Source organism: Nonomuraea sp. NPDC050691 (genome assembly GCF_040654455.1).
Taxonomy (GTDB): domain Bacteria; phylum Actinomycetota; class Actinomycetes; order Streptosporangiales; family Streptosporangiaceae; genus Nonomuraea.
In genome coordinates this window covers 1-20493 of record NZ_JBFAIA010000098.1, presented here as the reverse complement: position 1 = coordinate 20493, position 20493 = coordinate 1, and the positions used below count along the sequence as shown (strand labels likewise).

Below are 20493 nucleotides of genomic sequence, written 5' to 3'. Positions count from 1 at the left end.
CCAATGTGAAGGGTGTTGCGAGGGATGTCCCGACGGTATCGGATCACCTCTCGGCGGGTGAAGCCGCTTCGGGAAGTCTCAGCAAACCCGAACCTGCCGCGCCCACGAGCGCGGCGAAGAGCGCGGCGCCCAAGGGGAGGACGTACGCGCTCGACGCGCCGACCGCTTCGGTGAGCCGGCCGCCCGCCCACGCGCCGAGCGCCACCCCGAACCCGATGGAGGTGGAGATCCACGCCATCCCCTCCGTGAGCAGGGACGGCGGCACCAGTCGCTCGGTCAGCGAGAAGCCCGTGATGAGCGTCGGCGAGATCGCGAGCCCGGCCAGGAAGAGGGTGCCCGCCATGAGCCACGGGCCGCCGATGAACGTCAGCGGCGTCAGCCCCGCCACGAACACCGCGAGCGCCCGCAGGAAACGCCCGCGCAGCGACATCTTCCAGTGCCGCGACCCGAACCACAGGCCCGACACCATCGACCCGCCCGCGAACGCGGCCAGCAGCAACCCGGCCGCGCCCTTCACACCGTGCTCCTCGGCGAACGCCACCGTGATCAGGTCCACCGAGCCGAACACCGAGCCGAGTCCCAGGTAGACGCACGCCAGCAGGGCGACGCCGGGGATGAGGATGGGCGTGCCGCCGCCGCCCCGTACGGACTGGACGGGCGGCTGCGTGCCCCGCTGCGCGGCCAGCGCCAGCGACCCGCCGAGCATGCACACCAGCGCCACCGTCAGCCCCGCGAACGGGTTGATCTCGGTGGCGAGGACGGTGACCAGCGCCGGACCAGTAACGAAGATCACCTCGTCGGCCACGGACTCGAACGCGAACGCCGTGTGCAGCCGCGCGGAGCCGCCGTGCAGGGCCGACCAGCGCGCCCGCACCATCGAGCCGAGCGACAACGAGGTCGCCCCGACCAGCAGCGCCGCGGCGTACAGCGTCCACTCGGGCAGGCCGAGACCCGCGCTGAGCATGAGCGTGGCCAGCGCCAGCGCGTTGAGCGAGGCGAACGGGACGATGATCCGCGTCTGGCCGAACCGGTCCACGAGCCGCCCGCTCATCGGGGCGGCGACCGAGAAAGCGAGGTTCGTGGTGGCGGCCACGGCGCCGGCCGTGGCGTACGACTCGGTGAGCCCTTCGACCAGCAGCACGATGCCGATGCCGAGCATGGACATCGGCATCCGGCCGACGAACCCGGCCAGCACGAATCCCTTGACGCCGGGCCCGTCGAACAAACCCCGGTACGGCCCGACCACCTCATGCCCCCCCATCGTTGACCGTTCACCTTGCCATGGCCGATGTCCGTTCGGCACCGGATTTTCCCGCCGATTCGGCTAACGTGTCCCGCGTGTCCGATCTTCCCCTGCGCTCCACGCTCCTCGTGGCTGCCGCCGTCGCCGTCCTGACGGCGCTCGGCGGGGGAGTGGCCGTGCTGCTCGGCGGTGACCCGCACGACGCCGCGGCCCGCGAGCCCGTACGGCAGGCCCGCCTCGGCGAGCGGCAGCAGGTACGCCTCGACCAGCTCGTACCCACCACCGCGCCCGTCAGCAGCGACGCGGGCCAGGCGACCGGTGGCCCGGGCGTCACCGTGACCCCGCCCAGCATGATCGCCATCGCCCGCGCAGAGGTGCCCAAGCGGACCCGCCTCGCCCTGGCCAAGGTCAAGCACGTGGAGAAGGTCGCCGTCGTGGACGCGGGCGCCGTCCAGGTGTCCGGGACCCCGCTCAACCTGCTCGCCGTGGACCCCGTCGTCTTCCGGTCGTGGACGCCGAAGACCGTCGCCGGGCATTCCGGCGTCTGGAGCGCCATCGGGCGCGGCGAGATGGTCGCCGACGCCGCCGCCACCCGCCGGCTGGGCCTCGCCCTGGGCGCGGAGTACCAGGTGGACGGCGGGCCGCGGCTGCGCGTCGCCGCAGCGGCCACGCTCGGCCTGCGCGGCGTCGACGGCCTGGTGAGCACCGGGCGCGGCCAGGAGCTGCGGATGGCCCGCGGCGTCGCGGTGCTGCTGCACGGCAAGGGCGGCGCGATCAGCAGGGCGAGCGTGCGCAAGCTGCTGGGCCCCGGCTCGCAGGTCGTCTCCCTCGTCCCGGAGAAGAAGAAGGCCCGCACCCCCGCCACCGCCCCGACCGCCGGCGCGCCCACGACCGGTCCCGCCACCGGCGGCCGCCCGGCCAGCTACCTGGAGCTGTACAAGCAGTCGGCCACCCGCTGCCCCGGCCTGTCGTGGACGGTGCTGGCGGCCATCGGTCAGGTCGAGAGCTCACACGGCCGCAACAACGGGCCGTCCAGCGCCGGGGCGCTCGGGCCGATGCAGTTCATGCCCGCCACCTGGAAGGTGTACGGCGTGGACGGCGACGGCGACGGAAAGTCCGACATCTGGAGCCCGTACGACGCGGTGCCCGGAGCGGCCAACTACCTGTGCGCGAACGGCGCCGGCAAGGGCGGCCAGAAACTGCGCAAGGCGATCTGGTTCTACAACCACTCCTGGGACTACGTGAACAAGGTCATGGGCGTCGCCGAGGCGTACGCGCGCACCTACGCGTCCTGACGGGCGGCTTCCGGCCCGCGGCCCGGCCTGCTACCGCGCGGCAGCGGCGGGGCGGACCGGCGCAGGGCAGCAGGTCAGCGGGCACGGCACCGGCTCGGGCTCGTCCATGAGCTCGCGCACCATCCGCACGAACGCGGGGTGCGTGCCGGCCGTCGCCGCCCGCTCCATCGGCAGCCCCAGCTCGGCGGCCACCTGCCGGGCCTCCGTGTCGAGGTCGTAGACGACCTCCATGTGGTCGGAGACGAACCCGATCGGCACCAGCACCACGGCCGGGGCGTCGACCTTGCGCAGGTGGTCGCACACGTCCGGCTCCAGCCACGGCACCTGCGGCGGGCCGCTGCGCGACTGCCACACCAGGTCCCAGGGCTGGGTGCGGCCGAGCGCCCGGCTGACCAGCTCGGCGGAGCGGCGCAGCTGCGCCTCGTACAGGCCGCCCCCGGGCCCGGCGGTGCGGGCCATGCTCACCGGGATGCTGTGCGCCGTGAACACCAGGCGCGCGTCGTCGCGGCCCAGCCGGTCGAGGGCGTGGCGGGTGTGGTCGGCCATCGCCTCGACGAACCCCGGGTGGTCGCCGTAGTGGCGCATCTTGATCAGCTCGGGTCCGTCGTCGAGCGAGATGCGCGCGATGTCCTCGTAGTACTGGCGGCAGCTCGAGTAGCCGGCGAACGCGGAGGTGGCGAAGACCGCCGCCCGGCGGACGCCGTCGTCCCTCATCCGCCGCACCGTGTCCTCGCCGAACGGGTGCCAGTTGCGGTTGCCCCAGTAGACCGGGACGCCCGCGAGCGGGCGCAGCGCCTCGACCAGGTCGCGGTTCTGCTGGTTGATCGGGCTGACCCCGCCGAAGCCCAGGTAGTGCTCGGCCACCTCCAGCAGCCGCTCGCGCGGCACCCCCCGGCCCCGCACCACGTTCTCCAGGAACGGCATGACGTCGTCGGGACCCTCGGGCCCGCCGAAGGAAAGGACCAGGAGCGCGTCGTAGTTCCCCACGCGACAACCCTATGACGCGGCACACGCGCCCCCCTCCGCGAGGGAGTCTGATGGAGCCCCGGAAATGGATTTCCGCGATCGAGCCGCCTCACGTCAGGAGGGTAGGAGCAGGTAGGTTCGGTCGGGTGAGCGCATTCAACGACATACGTGACTACGTGGCCATCCCCCGGGTTCTCTCCCTGAAGCTCTCGCCGGACGGTTCCCGGCTCGTCTCCGTCGTCCAGTCGCTCAACCCCGACGGCAAGTCGTTCGGCACGGCGCTCTGGGCGGTCCCGGTCGACGGCGAGCCGTACCGGCTGACCCGCTCGTCCAAGGGCGAGAGCTCGGCCGCGTTCACCCGCGCGGGCGACGTGCTGTTCACCTCCGCCCGCCCCGACCCCACGGCCAAGGACGCCGGCGAGGAGGTGCCGGCGCTGTGGCTGCTGCCGCGCGAGGGCGGCGAGGCGCGGCAGGTGGCCGCGCGGCCCGGCGGCATCGCGTCCTTCCGCACGGCGGGCGACGTCGTGGTGTTCGCCTCCGACGTGCTCGGCGGCGAGGAGGCGACCGAGGAGGAGCGCCGCAAGGCGCGCAAGGACGCCGGGATCAGCGCGATCCTGCACGAGGGCTACCCGGTGCGCTACTGGGACCACGACCTCGGGCCCGGCCGTACCCGGCTGTTCGCCGGCCGCCTCGGCGACGACCGGCTGGAGGACGTCCGCGACCTGACGCCCGACCCGGGTGAGGCGCTGCGTGACGCCGTGTTCGACCTGACGCCCGACGGCGCGACGGTGGTGACGACCTGGCGGGTGCCGCTGCCGCGCGGCGAGACGCGCACCGAGCTGGTCGCGATCGACCTGGCGACCGGCGAGCGGCGCGTGCTGTTCAGCGACGACGCCCACGACTTCACCGGCCCGGTCGCGGTGTCGCCCGACGGCACGCGGGTCGCCTGCTCGCGCGACCGGCTCACCGCGCTGGACGTGTCGGCCCGCTCCGAGCTGTGGGTCGGCGACCTGGCCACCGGCGAGGGCAGCGTGTACGCGCCCGACGTGCTGTTCCCCGCGGACGTGGAGTGGGCGGCCGACTCGTCGGCGGTGTACGTCGCGGCCGACCACCAGGGCCGCCGGCCCGTCTTCCGCGTCGCGGTGGGCGAGGGCTCCGGCGAGGCCGTCCGGGTCACCGTGGACGACGCCTCGTACCTCGGGCTGAACGCCTCGGCCGACGGCCGGTTCCTGTACGCGCTGCGCAGCGGCATCGGCATGGCGCCCGGCCCGGCGCGCATCGACACGGCCATGGCCGGCGCGGAGGCCGAGATCGCCGACCTGCTGTCGCCCGCGCCCCGGCCCGAGCTGCCCGGCACGCTCACCGAGATCTCCGCGACCGCCGACGACGGGGTGACGATCCGCGGCTGGCTCGCCCTGCCGGAGGGCGCCTCCGCCGCCGACCCCGCGCCGCTGGTGCTGTTCATCCACGGCGGCCCGCTCGGGTCCTGGAACGACTGGCAGTGGCGCTGGCAGTCGTGGATCATGGCGGCGCACGGCTACGCCGTTCTCATGCCCGACCCGTGCATGTCCACCGGCTACGGCCAGGCCATGATCGACCGCGGCTGGGGTGACTGGGGCCCGCGCACCATGGCCGACCTGGAGGCGATCGTGGACGTCGCCGTGGCCAGGGACGACATCGACGCCGAGCGGACCGCCGCGATGGGCGGCTCCTTCGGCGGCTACATGGCCAACTGGGTCGCCGGCCACACCGACCGCTACAAGGCGATCGTCACCCACGCCTCCCTGTGGAACCTCGACCAGTTCGCCGGCACCACCGACGCCGCGATGTACTGGCAGCGCGAGTTCGGCCCGGCCGGCTCCGAGCGCTACGACAAGCTCTCGCCCCACCTGTCGCTGGGCGAGATCCGCACCCCCATGCTCGTCATCCACGGCGACAAGGACTACCGGGTGCCGATCGGCGAGGCGCTGCGCCTGTGGTGGGACCTCCAGCGCAGCGAGGTCGAGGCCAAGTTCCTCTACTTCCCCGACGAGAACCACTGGATCCTCAAGCCCGGCAACGCCGTCGCCTGGTACGAGACCGTCCTCGCGTTCCTCGCCCAGCACGTGCTCGGCGAGGAGTGGAAGCGGCCGGAATCGGTGGCGTGATGAACGAGTTCGCACGGCTGGCCGAGGACATCGCGCGCGAGGCGGGCGACATGCTGCTCGCCAAACGGCCGACGATGTCCGAGGTCGTCGAGACCAAGTCCAGCCCCACCGACGTGGTCACCACCCTCGACACGGCGTCGGAGCGGCTGATCCGCACCCGCATCCAGGAGGCCAGGCCCGGCGACCGCGTCCTCGGCGAGGAGGGCGGCGAGGCGGGCGGCGACTCCGGCGTGCGCTGGATCGTCGATCCCATCGACGGCACGGTCAACTTCCTGTACGGCCTGCCGGAGTGGGCGGTGTCGATCGCGGTCGAGGTGGACGGCCAGGTGGTCGCGGGCGTCGTCAACGTGGTACCGCGCGGCGAGGTGTTCACCGCGGTGCTCGGCGAGGGCGCCTGGCTCGAAGGGGAGCGGCTGCGCTGCAACACCGGCGTGCCGCTGGCGCAGGCGCTGGTCTCCACCGGGTTCGGCTACGACGCCCGGCGGCGGGCCGTCCAGGGGCGGGTGCTGGCCGAGGTGCTGCCGCGGGTGCGCGACATCCGGCGCGGCGGCTCGTGCGCGGTGGACCTGTGCTCGGTGGCGGCCGGCCGGGTGGACGGCTACTACGAGCGGGGCGTCAACCGCTGGGACTACGCGGCGGCCGGGCTGGTCGCGGCCGAGGCGGGGGCGCGGATGGCCGGCCTGAACGGCAAGCCGGCCTCCTCGGAGCTGCTGCTCTGCGCGGCGCCCGGCCTGTTCGAGGAGCTGCACGACCTGCTCGCGCCGCTCGACCCCGAACGCGACGCCTGAGCGCGTCCACGGTGAGGCGGCCGGCTTCGCGCACGCGAGAGGCCCGGCCCCGGACACGTGAAACGGCCGGGCCCCTTACGCGGGTCCCGGCCGTTTCACGTGTGATCAGCAGTGCGCGTTTCACGTGTGATCAGCAGGGCAAGGGAATGCCGTGATCGTCCGCCAGGCGGCGCAGGTCCTCGATCTCGGCGGTGAGGGTGTCGGCGAGGTAGTCGTCGCCGGCGCTGCGGGCCTCCCGGAGGCCCTGATAAGCCTGGTCGAGGCGGCGTTCGATCGTGGTGGTGAACTCGCCCATCTCACCTACTTTCTGCGGGGTTCGAGCTTCCCGGAGGAGAAGCGGCACCCGTGACGGACCGTGCCCCTCATGGCACGGCGATGGGTGTCCCGCAGGCATACCCAGGGCCCTCGCAGTCCGAAACATGAATTCTCGGAGCCACGTCGCGGCAGGTTGGCGGCGTATGCCTTACCGTGCGCTTATCGAAGGCGTGTGCAGAATGAGTGACGAGAATCGGAGAGAGGTGCACGGGCGTGCGAGTGCTGGTGGTTGAGGACGAGCGGGTGCTCGCCGACGCGATCGCGACCGGCCTGCGGCGCGAGGCCATGGCGGTCGACGTGGCCTACGACGGCGGTGGCGCGCTGGAGCGCACGTCCTACATCGACTACGACGTGATCGTCCTGGATCGCGACTTGCCGGTCGTCCACGGTGACGAGGTGTGCCGCCGCCTGGTGGAGCAGCGCACCGCCTCGCGGATCCTCATGCTGACCGCCTCGGGCGACGTGGACGACAAGGTGGAGGGGCTCGGCCTCGGGGCCGACGACTACCTCGCCAAGCCGTTCGTGTTCATCGAGCTGGTCGCCCGGGTGCGCGCGCTCGGCCGCCGCTCGGCCCCGGCGCTGCCGCCGGTGCTGGAGCGGGCCGGGATCCGTCTCGACCCGGGCAAGCGGCTGGTGGAGCGCGACGGCAGGGAGATCACCCTCACGAAGAAGGAGTTCGCGGTCCTGGAGGAGCTGATGCGCGCCGAGGGCGCGGTCGTCAGCCAGGAGGATCTGCTGGACAAGGCATGGGACGAGAACATCGACCCGTTCACCAACGTGGTGCGGGTCACGATGATGACGTTGCGCAAGAAGCTGGGCGACCCGCAGGTGATCGAGACGGTGCCCGGGGTCGGGTACAAGCTGTGACCCGTGCCTTCACGGGCGGGGCCCGGCGAAGGGGGCGGAGTGACCGAGAGGCATGAGCGGCGCGAGACGGCGGTGCCGACGCACCCCATGATCAGCCCGCATTCGGAGCGCAAGGCCACCCGGCCGCACGAGGCGCCGCCGCCGAGCGGCCCGCCGGCCTGGGACGGCCCGCCGCCGCCCGAGTACGCGCAACCCCAGCGGTCGGCGCGTGATCGGGTGAAGGATCTGTCCGGGAAAGTCAGCATGCGCTGGCGGCTGACGCTCACCTACAGCGCCATGTTCTTCGTCGGCGGGGCCTTGCTGCTGCTGGTCATGTACTTCATCGTGAGGGCGGTGCTCTACGCGGGCTTCGAGTACACGGTCCACCTGCCGCCCGGCGTCCCGGACGAGGTGGGGGACTACCTCCAGGGCCAGGTGCAGCTCCTGCGGACCAACGGCATCAACCAGGTGCTGGACAAGCTGGTCGTGCAGTCGGTCCTCGCCTTGCTGGGGGTGGGCATCCTCGCCCTCATCTTCGGCTACTTCGTCGCCGACCGGGCGTTGCGTCCGGTGACGCAGATGACGGCCACGGCCCGCAAGCTGTCCGAGAGCAACCTCTCCCATCAGCGCATCGACCTGGAGGGCCCGGACGACGAGCTGAAGGAGCTGGCCGACACCTTCGACGCCATGCTCACCCGGCTGAACGTCGCCTTCGACACCCAGCGCCGCTTCGTGGCCAACGCCTCCCACGAGCTGCGCACGCCGCTGACCATCAACCGGACGGTGCTGGAGATCGCCCTGTCCGACCCGGAGGCGTCGCAGGACCTGAAGGCGCTGGGCCGTACCCTCCTGGAGGTCAACGCCCGCAACGAGAAGCTCATCGAGGGCCTGCTGCTGCTGGCGCGCAGCGAGCGGGAGCTGGCGGTGCGCAAGCCGCTGGACGTCCAGGACGTGGCGACGACCGCCGTCGAGCAGGTGACTCCGTTCGCCGAGGAGGCCGGGGTGACGATCACCACCGAGCTGGTCGGCGCTCCCACGGTGGGCGATCCGGTGCTGCTGGAACGCTCCGTCAGCAACCTGCTGGAGAACGCCGTCAAATACAACGTCCCCGAAAACGGAAAAGTCTGGATTCGGACGGGAATGGTGGACGGGGCCTTGGTTGTTCAGGTGGCCAACACCGGACAGCATGTCCCGGCGTACGAGGTGAACAGCCTGTTCGAGCCGTTCAGAAGGCTCCACGCGGACCGCGTGGAATCGGCCAAGGGAGCGGGTCTGGGCCTGTCCATCGTGCGCGCCGTGGTGCAGGCTCACGGCGGGAACGTGACCGCCGTGCCACGGGAGGGCGGAGGACTTGTGGTGACCATTCGGCTTCCGAGCCGCTGATCCGGCGTGTTGGTCGGGTGGGGGCGTCTCGTTCTTGCCGCACATGTGGTTGGATGTGCCGTCGAACACGGTGGTGCGCGACGCCAGGCTGTGCGTTTGGCCATATTTGGCTAACCATTGCCGATGGCAGAGGGCCCTCACGTGTTGGGAGGTTCAGTGGTCGTTCAACCGGGGTACCGATGCAAAATCTCCCCGCCGGAGCGGGCACAAGACGTACCTGCCAGACGTTAGAAGACGCGCGGTCCGCGCGACGACATATGGATGAGGGGGATGGAGTAGCACCATGGCTACCGACTACGACAGCCCGCGCAAGACAGACGACGACCTCGGTGAGGACAGCCTCCAGGAGCTGCAGGCCAGGCGCACCGACAAGTCGTCCGGCAGCATCGACATCGACGAGACCGATCTCGCCGAGTCGCTCGAGCTGCCCGGCGCCGACCTGTCCAACGAGGAGCTCAGCCTGCGGGTGATCCCGCGCCAGGCCGACGAGTTCACCTGCTCGCGTTGCTTCCTCGTGCACCACCGCAGCCAGCTGGCCTCCGAGAAGAACGGCCAGCAGGTCTGCCGGGAGTGCGCGGCCTGACCACGGAGCGAAGGAGCTCGCCCCACGGCGGCATGGAACGCCGCCGCATGGGCAACGAGCTGTCGCGACCATAGGACGGAGGCTTCCGCGTGGCCCGACCGGACAGGCACGAGCAGCACGGCGACGAGCAGCACGTCAACGAGCACGGCGACAAGCCGTACGACAGCGACGACAACCGGGACCGGCAGGACCCGGACCCACGGCCGGACAACGAGCTCGCCGGCACCGACACCGAGGTCGGCGAGCTCGTCGGCAGGCTGACCGAGCCCGGCGAGCTGGAGCCGGCCGAGCGGCGGAAGCTGCTCGGCCGACTGGCGCGCGCGCTGAGCGCCGGCGGGAGGAAGGCGCGCGCCGAAGGCGTGGGCCGCGGCCGCTTCCTCGCCGACATCTTCCTCAGCATCGCGCCGCGCATCCCCATCCGCGACCTCCACACCCTCTCCGAGCACCACCACGGTCTGACCGGCGAGGAGCTCGCCGACGACCTCATCCGCACCGCCCAGAAGGCCACCATGACGGTCGGCGCCATCGGCGGGGCGCTCGCCGCGGCCGAGTTCGCCGCGCCGCCCCTGCTCCTCTCGGCCCCCGCCCAGCTCGTGGCCGAGACCATCGTCGTGGCCGCCATCGAGGTCAAGCTCCTGGCCGAGCTGCACGAGGTCTACGGCGTGCGGGTCCAGGGCACCGGGCCCCAGCGCGCCGCCGCGTTCACCGCCGCCTGGGCCAGGCAGCGCGGGATCGACCCCCTCGCCCCCGCGTCCGTCTCCCTGGCGCTGGGCGCCGCCACCAAGACCGCCCTGCGCAACCGCCTCATGCGCACGCTCGGCCGCCACCTGACCACGCTCGGCCCGTTCCTCACCGGCGCCGTCGCCGGGGGCGCGCTCAACCGGCTGGCCACCAAGAAGCTCGGCGAGGCCATCCGCGCCGACCTGCGCGGCAAGCTGCCCCCGCCCCCCGAGCGCCGCAAGCTCGACCGTTAGACGCCGCGCCCGCCCTCCTCCGCGCGGGCCCGGTCACCCTCGTCCGCGTGGGCCCGGTCACCCTCGTCCGCGTGGGCCCGGCCGCCCTCCCCGGGCGGGCCCGATCGTCAGGCGTTGCGGCCGTCGTGGTCGCGCAGGCCGTCGAAGGTCATCCGCACCAGCGCGTCCGCCAGGCCGTCCGCCGAGCCGCCGCGCTCCGGCCGGTACCACTCGGTGATCGAGTTGACCGCCCCGAACAGCAGCCGCGTCACCAGCGCCGGGTCGAGGTCGGCCCGGATCGCGCCCTCGGCCGCCGCCTCCTTGACCTGGTGGCTGACGAACGCGTCGAAGGCGCGCCGCCGCTCCAGCGCCCGCCGCTCGGTCGCGCTGTTGCCGCGCACCCGCAGCAGCAGCGTCACGTACGGCAGGCGGTCCACCAGGATGCCGACGCTGCGCCGCACCACCCACTCCAGCCGCTCGATGGCCGGGCCGGTGGCGGCCCGCTCGTCGGCGACCAGTTCCGACAGGCCGTCCAGCGCCCGGTCGAGCGCCCGCGCCAGCAGCTGCTCCTTGCCCGCCACGTGGTGGTAGATGGCCGACTTGGTGACACCGAGCGCCCTGGCCAGATCCTCCATGCTGGTGCCGTCGTAGCCGCGCTCGTTGAAGACGTCCACGGCGATCGCCAGGACGGACTCGGGGTCGTGCCCCCGCCTGCCGTGACGGGGTTGTACGGCCATGGCGCCATTATCCCGGTTGCGGATGACCCGTTGCGCGCGCCGCCGGATGTCACGCTTGTCAACTGACCGAATGTTCGGTAAACACGTCAGCGTCTGCCCGTACCCAGGCAAGAGAGGTCGGAAAACCATGTTCGACCAGCACCGCGAGACTCTGGACCGGGCCCTTGCGGCCATCGCCGGCAGGGGCTACTGGAGCGCCTACCCCGAGTCCCCGTCACCCCGGGTCTACGGCGAGGGGGCGGCCGAGCGGGGCAAGGCCACGTTCGAGGCCCACCTGGGCAAGCCGTTCGAGCTGGACCAGCCGGGCACCGGCGGATGGATCGGCGCCGAGCGCTCGCCGTACGGGATCGACCTCGGCGTCACCTACCCCGAGCCCGACGTCGAGCGGCTGGTCGAGGCGGCCCGGGCGGCCATGCCGGCCTGGCGCGACGCCGGGCCCGACGCCCGCTCCCTCGCCTGCGTGGAGATCGTCCACCGGATCAACCAGCGCTCGTTCGAGATCGCGCACGCGGTGCAGCACACCACCGGGCAGGCGTTCGTGATGGCGTTCCAGGCCGGCGGCCCGCACGCGCAGGACCGCGCTCTGGAGGCGATCGCGTACGGCCACGCCGCCATGACCGCCTCGGCCGCCACGGCTCGCTGGGAGAAGCCCGCCAAGGGCGACCCGCTGGTCATGACCAAGACCTTCACGGCCGTGCCGCGCGGCGTCGCGCTGGTGATCGGCTGCAACACCTTCCCGACGTGGAACGCCTACCCGGGGCTGTTCGCGTCGCTGGTCACCGGCAACCCGGTGATCGTCAAGCCGCACCCCCGGGCGGTCCTGCCGCTCGCGATCACCGTGCGGATCGCCCGCGAGGTGCTCGCCGAGGCGGGCTTCGATCCGGCGCTGGTGTCGCTGGCCGCCGAGGAGGGCCAGGGCCTGGCCACGACGCTCGCCACGCATCCGGCCGTGCGGATCGTCGACTTCACCGGCTCCACCGAGTTCGGCCAGTGGCTGGAGGCCAACGCCCGTCAGGCGCTCGTCCACACCGAGAAGGCCGGCGTCAACACGGTCGTCGTCGACTCGACCGGCTCCTTCCGCGGCATGCTCGGCAACCTGGCGTTCTCGCTGTCGCTCTACAGCGGGCAGATGTGCACCACCCCGCAGACCATCCTCATCCCCGCCGGCGGCATCGAGACCGACGAGGGGCACAAGAGCTTCGAGGAGGTCGCGCAGGGGATCGCCGGCGCCGTCGGGCGGCTGCTGGGCGACGACGCGCGCGCCGTGGAGATCACCGGCGCCATCGTCAACCCCGACGTGCTGGCCCGCGTGGAGGCCGCGCCGTCGCTCGGCGAGGTGGTGCTGGAGTCACGGGCGCTCAAGCACCCGGCCTTCCCGGACGCCGTGGTCCGCACGCCCGTCATCGTCCGCGTCGACCCCGCCGCCGACGACGTGTACGGGCGGGAGCACTTCGGCCCGGTCGCCTTCGTCGTTCCCACGGCCTCGACCGAGGAGAGCCTCGGCCTGCTGGGCCGGGTGACCGCCGGTAGGGGCGCTCTCACGGCCGCGGTGTACTCGACCTCGCCCGAGGTCCTGGAACGGGCCGAGCGGGCCGCGCTGGAGGCGGGCGTCAACCTGTCGTGCAACCTGGAGGGCGGGGTGTTCGTCAACCAGTCGGCGGCCTTCAGCGACTACCACGGCACGGGCGCCAACCCGGCGGCCACGGCCTCGCTCACCGACCCGTCCTTCGTGGCCGGCCGCTTCCACATGGTCCAGTCCCGCCGCCCCGCCTGATCCGGCGCCGCGGGCCGTACGGTCGAGGGCGCGTGCGGCACCGTACGGTCGAGGCCGCCTGCGGCACCGTACGGTCGAGGCATAGGCGGCACCGTACGGTCCGAGGCCGTCTGCGGCGGCGCGCGAGGAGCGGAGGACGGCATGGGCGAGGTCTATCTGGTCGGCGGCGTGCGCACCCCGATGGGCAGGTACGGCGGGGCGCTGGCCCACGTGCGGCCCGACGACCTGGCCGCCCTGGTGGTCGGCGAGGCGGTGCGGCGCGCCGGCGTCGATCCCGAGGCCGTCGACGAGGTCGTCCTGGGCGCCGCCAACCAGGCCGGCGAGGACAACCGCAACGTCGCCCGCATGGCCGTCCTGCTGTCCGGGCTGCCCGAGACCGTTCCGGCGCACACCGTCAACCGGCTGTGCGCCAGCGGCCTGACCGCCGTCGTGTCCGCCGCCCAGGCCGTACGGGCCGGCGAGGCCGACCTGGTGGTGGCGGGCGGCGTCGAGTCCATGACGCGGGCCCCGTGGGTCATGGCCAAGCCCGGCACCCCGTGGGCCAAGCCGGGAGAGGTCGCCGACACCTCGCTCGGCTGGCGCTTCGCCAACCCGCGCTTCGGCCCGCGCACCACCCTGTCGATGGGCGAGACCGCCGAGGAGGTGGCGGCGCTCGACGGCATCACCCGCGCCGCCTCCGACGCCTGGGCCCTGCGCAGCCATACCCGCGCGGTCGCCGCAGCCAAGGACGGCCGCCTCGCCGCCGACCTCGTGCCCGTGGGCGAGGTCACCGCCGACGAGGGGCCGCGCCCCGACACCTCGCTCGAACGGCTGTCGCGGCTGCGCGCCGTCTTCCGCGCGGACGGCATCGTCACGGCCGGCTCCTCCTCGCCGCTGTCCGACGGCGCCGCCGCGGTCGTGGTCGCGAGCGAGGAGGCGGTGCGCCGCCACGGCCTCACGCCGCGGGCGCGGATCGTCACCGGCGCGGCGGCCGGCGTGGAGCCGCACCTCATGGGCCTCGGGCCGGTGCCCGCCACCCGCAAGGCCCTGGCCCGGGCCGGCTGGGACGACGTCGCGGGCGTCGACACCGTCGAGATCAACGAGGCGTTCGCCGCCCAGGTGCTCGCCTGCGTCTCCCGGCTCGGGATCGACCCGGAGCGGGTCAACGCCGACGGCGGGGCGATCGCGCTCGGCCACCCGCTGGGCTGCTCCGGCGCCCGCCTGGTCGTCGCCCTGCTCGGGCGGATGGAGCGCGAGGGCGGCAGGCGCGGCCTGGCGACGCTCTGCGTGGGCGTCGGTCAGGGGGTCGCGATGCTGGTCGAACGGGTCTGAGACGGCCGTCGAGGGGAAATGCCCCATGTGTGTGATATGTGCGATAAATGTTTGTTTTCGCAGGTCCTGGGCAGGGTGTGTACGGCGCCGTTCCGGTTCGCGAGCCTGCGCATGCTCCCCGGCACGCGGGGCGGTGATCCGGCGAACGCGGCTCGGAGGTGGGCGTCGGGAGCCGTGTGTAGCGGTTCTCGCACAGGTGAGTCTAGGAGGACTTGGGTGAGTGGCCGTAGCTCGTTTTTGATCGTCGCCAACCGGTTGCCGGTGGACCGGACGATCGAGCCGGACGGAACGGCCTCATGGCGCAGGAGCCCCGGGGGGCTCGTCACCGCCATCGCACCGGTGATGCAGCGCCGCCACGGCGCCTGGCTCGGGTGGCACGGCGCCCCCGACGAGAAGCTGGAGCCGCTGGAGCAGGGCGGCATGAGCCTGATCCCGGTGCCGCTGTCGGCCCGCGAGGTCGAGCTGTACTACGAGGGTTTCTCCAACGCCACTCTGTGGCCGCTCTACCACGACGTGGTCGCGCCACCGGTCTTCGACCGGAAGATGTGGGAGGCCTACCGCGCCGTCAACGAGCGCTTCGCCGCCGCCGCGGCCGAGGCCGCCGACGAGGGCGCCGTCGTCTGGGTGCAGGACTACCAGCTCCAGCTCGTGCCCGCCATGCTCCGCAAGCTCCGGCCCGACCTGCGCATCGGCTTCTTCCTGCACATCCCGTTCCCGCCCGTGGAGCTGTTCTGGCGGCTGCCCTGGCGCAAGGACCTCGTCGAGGGCCTGCTCGGGGCCGACCTCGTGGGCTTCCAGCTCCCCGGCGGCGCGGCCAACTTCCGCCGGCTCTGCCGCCGCCTGCTCGGCCTGCCCTACAAGGGGAACGAGATCTTCCTCGAGGACCGGGTCGTCACCACCCAGGCGTTCCCCATCTCCGTGGACTTCGGCGAGCTCGACTCGCTGGTGCGCGAGCCGCACATCATCCAGCGCGCCAAGGAGATCCGCGCCGAGCTCGGCGACCCCGAGCACATGCTGCTCGGCGTGGACCGGCTCGACTACACCAAGGGCATCGGCCAGCGCCTGGAGGCGTTCGGCGAGCTGCTCAAGGAGGGGACGCTCGCGCCGAACGAGGCGGTGTTCGTGCAGATCGCCACGCCCAGCCGGGAACGGGTCGAGGAGTACAAGCGGCTGCGCGACGACATCGAGCTCCAGGTCGGCCGGATCAACGGCGAGCACGCGATGCTCGGCCTGCAGCCCGTCCAGTACTTCCACCAGTCGTACGGGCGCGAGGAGCTGGCCGCGCTCTACCTGGCGGCCGACGTCATGGTCGTCACGCCTCTGCGCGACGGCATGAACCTGGTCGCCAAGGAGTACGTCTCCTGCCACCAGGACCTGCACGGCGCGCTCGTGCTCAGCGAGTTCACCGGGGCGGCCGACGAGCTGCGCCAGGCGTACCTGGTCAACCCGTACGACATCGAGGACGTCAAGCGCCAGATGGTCGCCGCCATGCGGGCCACGCCGCACGAGCTGGCCCGGCGGATGCGCACGATGCGCCGCCGGGTCGCCACCTACGACGTGGACCGCTGGGCGAGCGAGTTCCTCACAGCGCTCGAGTCGCCTGCTTCACCGACCGCCATGCCTCATAGCGCTTCTTGGCAGTCCGATTGACCACGATCTGCGCCACGGACATGCCGACACCCATGAGCACCGCGTAGCCGATCGCCTCACCCATGCTGACCTCGGGGGAGTCCGGGTCGACAGGCGGCTCCTTGCCCGTCGCCTTCACCCAGACGAACCCGAGGGCCTTACGCGCCACCCACGCGGTCGCCAGGCCCATCAGCCCGCCGATCACCCGCCAGGCCAGGTCCGGCCTCTCATCTGCCATGCGGACGTCTCCTTCCCCTGTGTAACGAACCCTAGTCTGCAACGCTGGCGCAGCCCGCGAAGCCGTAGCATATGGAGGCATGACTCAACAGCGACTACGCCATGCCTCCATGCCGGAAAAACCGACACTTGACGGCTTGGAGCAGGTATGGGTAGCCCGCTGGGAGCGGGACGGCACCTACCGCTTCGACCGGTCCAAGACCCGCGAGCAGATCTACTCGATCGACACACCCCCTCCGACGGTCTCCGGCTCTCTCCACGTGGGTCACGTCTTCTCGTACACGCACACCGACACCGTCGCCCGCTTCCAGCGGATGCGCGGGCGCGAGGTCTTCTACCCCATGGGGTGGGACGACAACGGCCTGCCCACCGAGCGTCGCGTGCAGAACCACTTCGGCGTGCGCTGTGACCCGTCGGTGCCCTACGACCCCGGCTTCACACCTCCCGCCAAGCCCGACCCCAAGCGGCAGGTGCCGATCTCGCGCGGCAACTTCATCGAGCTGTGCGAGCGGCTGACCACCGAGGACGAGAAGGCGTTCGAGGAGCTGTGGCGCCGCCTCGGCCTGTCGGTCGACTGGTCGATGACGTACGCCACGATCGACGGCGCCGCGCGGGCCGCCTCCCAGCGCGCCTTCCTGCGCAACCTCGCGCGCGGCGAGGCCTACCTCGCCGAGGCGCCCACGCTGTGGGACGTCACCTTCCGCACCGCCGTCGCCCAGGCCGAGCTGGAGGACCGCGAGTGGCCGGGCGCCTTCCACCGCATCTCCTTCTACGGCGAGAAGGGGCCGATCTGGATCGAGACCACCCGGCCCGAGCTGATCCCCGCGTGCGTGGCGCTGGTCGCCCACCCCGACGACGAGCGCTACAAGCCGCTGTTCGGCACGAGCGCGCTCTCGCCGCTGTTCGGCGTCGAGGTGCCGGTCCTCGCCCACCACCTCGCCGAACCCGACAAGGGGTCCGGCATCGCGATGATCTGCACGTTCGGCGACCTCACCGACGTCACCTGGTGGCGCGAGCTGGGGCTGCCCACACGGCCCGTCATCGGCCGCGACGGGCGGCTGCTGCCCGAACCCCCGGAGGGCGCCGAGCGCGAGCCGTACGAGGAGCTGGCCGGCAAGACCGTGCACAGCGCTCGCGAGCGCATCGTCGAGCTGCTGCGCGAGTCCGGCGACCTCGACGGCGACCCGCGCCCGGTCCAGCGCATGGTCAAGTTCTACGAGAAGGGCGACCGGCCCCTCGAGATCGTCACCACCCGCCAGTGGTACATCCGCAACGGCGGGCGTGACGCCGAGCTGCGCGAGCGGCTGCTCGCCCGCGGCTCGGAGCTGCGCTGGCACCCGGCGCACATGCGGGTCCGCTACGACAACTGGGTGCAGGGCCTGGCCGGCGACTGGCTGATCTCCCGGCAGCGCTTCTTCGGCGTGCCGTTCCCCGTCTGGTACCCGCTGGACGACGCCGGCGAGCCCGACTACACCCGGCCGCTGCTGCCGCCCGAGGAGCTGCTGCCGGTCGACCCGTCGTCCCAGGTCCCCGACGGCTACACCGAGGACCGGCGGGGCAAGCCCGGCGGGTTCGTCGGCGACCCCGACGTCATGGACACCTGGGCCACGTCCTCGCTCACCCCGGAGATCGCCGGCGGGTGGGAGCGCGACCCCGACCTGTTCTCCCGGGTCTTCCCCATGGACCTGCGGCCCCAGGCCCACGAGATCATCCGCACCTGGCTGTTCTCCACCGTGGTCCGGGCGCACCAGGAGTTCGGCACGCTGCCGTGGAGCGACGTGGCCATCTCCGGGTGGATCCTCGACCCCGACCGCAAGAAGATGTCCAAGTCCAAGGGCAACGTCACGACGCCGCTCGGGCTGCTGGAGGAGTACGGCTCCGACGCGGTCCGCTACTGGGCGGCCAGCGGGCGGCCCGGCACCGACACGGCCTTCGACACCGGGCAGATCAAGGTCGGCCGGCGGCTGGCCATCAAGATCCTCAACGCGTCGAAGTTCGTGCTCGGCTTCCCCGCATCCGACGGCGAGGTGACCGAGCCGCTCGACCTGTCCATGCTGGCCGCGCTGGCCGACGTGGTCGACGAGGCCACCCGGGCGTTCGAGGACTACGACTACACCCGGGCGCTGGAGGCCGCCGAGCGGTTCTTCTGGTCGTTCTGCGACGACTACCTGGAACTGGTCAAGGCCCGCGCCTACGAGTCCGACGCGGCGGCGGCCTCCGCGCACGCGGCGCTGCGGCGGGCGCTCGACGCGCTGCTGCGGCTGTTCGCGCCGTTCCTGCCGTTCGTCACCGAGGAGGTGTGGTCGTGGTGGCGGGACGGCTCCGTCCACCGCGCCGCCTGGCCGGCCGCCGAGCGCGGGACCGGCGACCCGGCCGTGCTGGCCGTGGCCTCCGAGGTGCTGCGGCGGATGCGCAAGGCCAAGTCCGAGGCCAAGCTGTCCATGCGCGCCGAGGTGTCCCGCCTCACGGTCACCGGGCCCGAGGCCGAGCTCGTGCGCCTCGCGCAGGACGACCTGTGCGGTGCCGGCAACGTCGAGGAGTTCGTCCTGGGCGACGGGCCCGCGTTCACGGTCGAGGTGGTGCTGGGGGAGACCGCCTGACGCCGGGCCCACCGTCCGCGTGACGGCTCCGGGATGCGCCCGATCGTTTAACGGCGCGCATCCCGGCGCCGGACGTGCCAGTCTGGGGATGTGCTGAGAGACCGCCCCACCAAGCTCGTGCCTCCCGTGCTGGCCAAGATGGCCGCGTGGTCGGGGTGCCTGATCCTCGTCGGCGTGGTGGTCTACTACTTCGCGCTGGGCGTCGGGCGGCTCAGCTTCGTCGCCCTGCCCGTGGCGATCGCCCTGCTGCTGACCGCGCTGCTGTTCCCGCTCACCAACAGCCTGCGCCAGGCCGGGATGCGCCCCATCTACGCCACCTGGCTCACCATGCTGGTCGCGCTGGCCATCCTCGTCGGCACCGGCTGGCTGGTCGGGGCCCGCGCCACCGAGGAGTTCCCCAACCTCGTCGAGCAGGTCCAGGCGACCTCCCGGGAGGTGCAGAACTGGCTGATCACCGGCCCGCTGCACCTCAAGCAGGCGCAGATCACCAGCTACGTCGACGAGGTCGCGACGATGGTCAACACCCAGCGCAGCGCCATCACCGGCACCGTGCTGACCGCGGGCGCCGTCGCCTTCGAGGTGCTCGCCTCGATCGTGCTGCTGTTGTTCGTCACGTTCTTCCTGCTCAAGGACGGCGACCGGATCTGGTCGTGGTTCCTCAGGGCGTTCGGTGAGATGACGCCGCGCGTCGACCGCGCCGGCCGCGCGGCGTGGACCACGCTCTCCCACTACGTGCAGGGCACCGTGGCCGTCGCCGCCGTCCACGGCCTCATCATGGGCATCGTGCTGGCCGGCATGGGCGTGCCGCTGTGGGCGCCGCTCGCCGTCCTCATCTTCTTCGCCAGCTTCATCCCCATCGTCGGCATCTTCTTCGCCGGCACGATCGCCACGCTCGTCACGCTGGGCGCCAAGGGCCCCGTGTACGCGCTGATCTTCGTCGGCGTCCTCGTGGTCGAGCAGCAACTGGAGAACCACGTCCTCCAGCCGCTGATCGTCGGCCGGGCCCTCAACTTCCACCCGCTGGCCATCATCATCGTCCTCGCCGTGGGCGGCATCCTCGGCGGCATCGCCGGGGCGGCGGTCGCCGTGCCCGTCGCCGCGGTGATCTACCGTGCGCTGCCCGAACTGCGCCACGACCAGCCCGCCCTGCCACCGGGCGAGCACGCCGACGAGGACGTGGGCGAAGGGCCCGAGCCCGCCGCACCCGCTCCCGAGGGCGCAGCCGCACCCGCTCCCGAGGGTGCAGCCGCCACGGCCGGGGCCGACCGCGGCGAAAGGCCGGCCGACAGCGAGTAACCTCGTCACTCGTGACCCGTACCGCCTGGACCACGCCGTCCTCCGGCGCCCCCCGCCCACGGGCGCCCCGGCGCCGCGGCGCGCCCGCGACACTCCACCCGCGCACGGGGTGTGACCGCATCACCGCCGGAAGGGCGTACCTTGAGGCTGAGGGACGCATCGGCGTCCCGGAGCACCACGACGAGGTGAACCCGTGACCGCGACCGACCGCGACGCGGCGGGCTCCCGGCCCGCCCCGCTCACGGACGCCCCGGCCGCGCCCTCGCTGGAGATCCTCATCCAGCGGCTCGACCCCGGCCTGCCGGTGCGCCCGGAGCAGTACACCGTCATCCCGCCCGGCGTCCGCCTGGGGCCCGTCCCCGACCGCCTGGAGGCCCGCGGCGAGCTGGG

18 protein-coding genes are annotated in these 20493 nt (G+C 72.4%); 13 read left to right on the top strand and 5 right to left on the bottom strand.

Annotation, left to right across the window (positions count from 1 at the left end; translation table 11 throughout):
* Positions 1 to 43 precede the first annotated feature (43 nt).
* Positions 44 to 1261, bottom strand: coding sequence for an MFS transporter (locus AB0H81_RS28580; protein ID WP_358380743.1), 1218 nt, complete (start codon positions 1259 to 1261; stop codon positions 44 to 46).
* 77 nt (positions 1262 to 1338) lie between these two features.
* Between AB0H81_RS28580 and AB0H81_RS28575 the strand changes: the two genes are divergently transcribed.
* A complete protein-coding gene (locus tag AB0H81_RS28575) occupies positions 1339 to 2538 on the top strand; it encodes a lytic transglycosylase domain-containing protein (protein ID WP_358380741.1) in 1200 nt (399 codons plus the stop codon).
* Positions 2539 to 2568: 30 nt separating this feature from the next.
* Here AB0H81_RS28575 and AB0H81_RS28570 read toward each other — a convergent pair whose 3' ends face one another.
* Positions 2569 to 3525 carry a ferrochelatase gene (locus AB0H81_RS28570; RefSeq protein ID WP_358380739.1) on the bottom strand — a complete coding sequence of 319 codons (957 nt, stop codon included), beginning with the start codon at positions 3523 to 3525 and terminating at the stop codon, positions 2569 to 2571.
* Between the two features lie 125 nt (positions 3526 to 3650).
* On the opposite strand from AB0H81_RS28570, the gene AB0H81_RS28565 reads away from it, so the two are divergent.
* Together AB0H81_RS28565 and AB0H81_RS28560 are read left to right on the top strand one after the other, a co-directional pair.
* Entirely contained in the window at positions 3651 to 5651 is a 2001-nt protein-coding gene (locus AB0H81_RS28565) for a S9 family peptidase (protein ID WP_358380737.1), read from the top strand.
* The gene (locus AB0H81_RS28560; protein WP_358380735.1) at positions 5651 to 6439 is read left to right on the top strand and encodes an inositol monophosphatase family protein; all 789 of its coding nucleotides are present in this window, start codon (positions 5651 to 5653) and stop codon (positions 6437 to 6439) included. The genes AB0H81_RS28565 and AB0H81_RS28560 overlap by 1 nt, the downstream gene beginning before the upstream one ends.
* A gap of 130 nt (positions 6440 to 6569) precedes the next feature.
* Here AB0H81_RS28560 and AB0H81_RS28555 read toward each other — a convergent pair whose 3' ends face one another.
* Positions 6570 to 6734, bottom strand: coding sequence for a hypothetical protein (locus AB0H81_RS28555; RefSeq protein WP_358380733.1), 165 nt, complete (start codon positions 6732 to 6734; stop codon positions 6570 to 6572).
* 233 nt (positions 6735 to 6967) lie between these two features.
* On the opposite strand from AB0H81_RS28555, the gene AB0H81_RS28550 reads away from it, so the two are divergent.
* From AB0H81_RS28550 to AB0H81_RS28535, 4 genes are all read left to right on the top strand, one after another.
* Complete coding sequence (locus tag AB0H81_RS28550; protein ID WP_358380731.1) at positions 6968 to 7621, top strand: response regulator transcription factor; 654 nt, start codon at positions 6968 to 6970, stop codon at positions 7619 to 7621.
* A gap of 39 nt (positions 7622 to 7660) precedes the next feature.
* Positions 7661 to 8983: a HAMP domain-containing sensor histidine kinase gene (locus AB0H81_RS28545; protein WP_358380729.1), complete on the top strand. Its 1323-nt coding sequence runs from the start codon at positions 7661 to 7663 to the stop codon at positions 8981 to 8983.
* A gap of 283 nt (positions 8984 to 9266) precedes the next feature.
* Positions 9267 to 9566, top strand: coding sequence for a DUF4193 domain-containing protein (locus AB0H81_RS28540; protein WP_020542847.1), 300 nt, complete (start codon positions 9267 to 9269; stop codon positions 9564 to 9566).
* 89 nt (positions 9567 to 9655) lie between these two features.
* On the top strand, positions 9656 to 10540 hold the full coding sequence (locus tag AB0H81_RS28535; RefSeq protein ID WP_358380727.1) for a hypothetical protein: 885 nt from the start codon (positions 9656 to 9658) through the stop codon (positions 10538 to 10540).
* Between the two features lie 107 nt (positions 10541 to 10647).
* Here the strand turns inward: AB0H81_RS28535 and AB0H81_RS28530 are convergent, their stop codons facing one another.
* The gene (locus AB0H81_RS28530) at positions 10648 to 11256 is read right to left on the bottom strand and encodes a TetR/AcrR family transcriptional regulator (RefSeq protein WP_358380725.1); all 609 of its coding nucleotides are present in this window, start codon (positions 11254 to 11256) and stop codon (positions 10648 to 10650) included.
* Between the two features lie 127 nt (positions 11257 to 11383).
* Here AB0H81_RS28530 and paaN point away from each other — a divergent pair, with 127 nt between their 5' ends.
* The 3 genes from paaN (at position 11384) to AB0H81_RS28515 (ending at position 15991) form a co-directional block, all read left to right on the top strand.
* Positions 11384 to 13030, top strand: coding sequence for a phenylacetic acid degradation protein PaaN (paaN, locus tag AB0H81_RS28525; RefSeq protein WP_358380723.1), 1647 nt, complete (start codon positions 11384 to 11386; stop codon positions 13028 to 13030).
* Between the two features lie 141 nt (positions 13031 to 13171).
* Positions 13172 to 14341: a thiolase family protein gene (locus AB0H81_RS28520; protein ID WP_358380721.1), complete on the top strand. Its 1170-nt coding sequence runs from the start codon at positions 13172 to 13174 to the stop codon at positions 14339 to 14341.
* Between the two features lie 216 nt (positions 14342 to 14557).
* On the top strand, positions 14558 to 15991 hold the full coding sequence (locus AB0H81_RS28515; protein ID WP_358380719.1) for a trehalose-6-phosphate synthase: 1434 nt from the start codon (positions 14558 to 14560) through the stop codon (positions 15989 to 15991).
* On the opposite strand, the gene AB0H81_RS28510 is transcribed toward AB0H81_RS28515, so the two are convergent.
* Positions 15924 to 16208, bottom strand: coding sequence for a DUF4235 domain-containing protein (locus AB0H81_RS28510; RefSeq protein WP_358380717.1), 285 nt, complete (start codon positions 16206 to 16208; stop codon positions 15924 to 15926). The two genes, AB0H81_RS28515 and AB0H81_RS28510, sit on opposite strands and share 68 nt — an antisense overlap.
* 79 nt (positions 16209 to 16287) lie before the next feature.
* Here AB0H81_RS28510 and valS point away from each other — a divergent pair, with 79 nt between their 5' ends.
* The 3 genes from valS to AB0H81_RS28495 form a co-directional block, all read left to right on the top strand.
* Positions 16288 to 18807, top strand: coding sequence for a valine--tRNA ligase (gene valS, locus AB0H81_RS28505; RefSeq protein ID WP_358380715.1), 2520 nt, complete (start codon positions 16288 to 16290; stop codon positions 18805 to 18807).
* 90 nt (positions 18808 to 18897) lie between these two features.
* Complete coding sequence (locus tag AB0H81_RS28500) at positions 18898 to 20103, top strand: AI-2E family transporter (protein WP_358380713.1); 1206 nt, start codon at positions 18898 to 18900, stop codon at positions 20101 to 20103.
* A 193-nt stretch (positions 20104 to 20296) separates the two neighbouring features.
* Positions 20297 to 20493, top strand: a 197-nt coding sequence (locus AB0H81_RS28495; protein ID WP_358380711.1) for a hypothetical protein, incomplete at its 3' end; no start/stop codon positions are given.

What these genes read in the sequence shown, in the direction of transcription:
- AB0H81_RS28540 (WP_020542847.1), top strand. Translation starts at nt 9,267, where the DNA reads ATGGCTACCGACTACGACAGCCCGCGCAAGACAGACGACGACCTCGGT.
- paaN (WP_358380723.1), top strand. Translation starts at nt 11,384, where the DNA reads ATGTTCGACCAGCACCGCGAGACTCTGGACCGGGCCCTTGCGGCCATC.
- AB0H81_RS28530 (WP_358380725.1), bottom strand. Translation starts at nt 11,256, where the DNA reads ATGGCCGTACAACCCCGTCACGGCAGGCGGGGGCACGACCCCGAGTCC.
- AB0H81_RS28580 (WP_358380743.1), bottom strand. Translation starts at nt 1,261, where the DNA reads ATGGGGGGGCATGAGGTGGTCGGGCCGTACCGGGGTTTGTTCGACGGG.
- AB0H81_RS28555 (WP_358380733.1), bottom strand. Translation starts at nt 6,734, where the DNA reads ATGGGCGAGTTCACCACCACGATCGAACGCCGCCTCGACCAGGCTTAT.
- AB0H81_RS28520 (WP_358380721.1), top strand. Translation starts at nt 13,172, where the DNA reads ATGGGCGAGGTCTATCTGGTCGGCGGCGTGCGCACCCCGATGGGCAGG.
- AB0H81_RS28560 (WP_358380735.1), top strand. Translation starts at nt 5,651, where the DNA reads ATGAACGAGTTCGCACGGCTGGCCGAGGACATCGCGCGCGAGGCGGGC.
- valS (WP_358380715.1), top strand. Translation starts at nt 16,288, where the DNA reads ATGACTCAACAGCGACTACGCCATGCCTCCATGCCGGAAAAACCGACA.
- AB0H81_RS28510 (WP_358380717.1), bottom strand. Translation starts at nt 16,208, where the DNA reads ATGGCAGATGAGAGGCCGGACCTGGCCTGGCGGGTGATCGGCGGGCTG.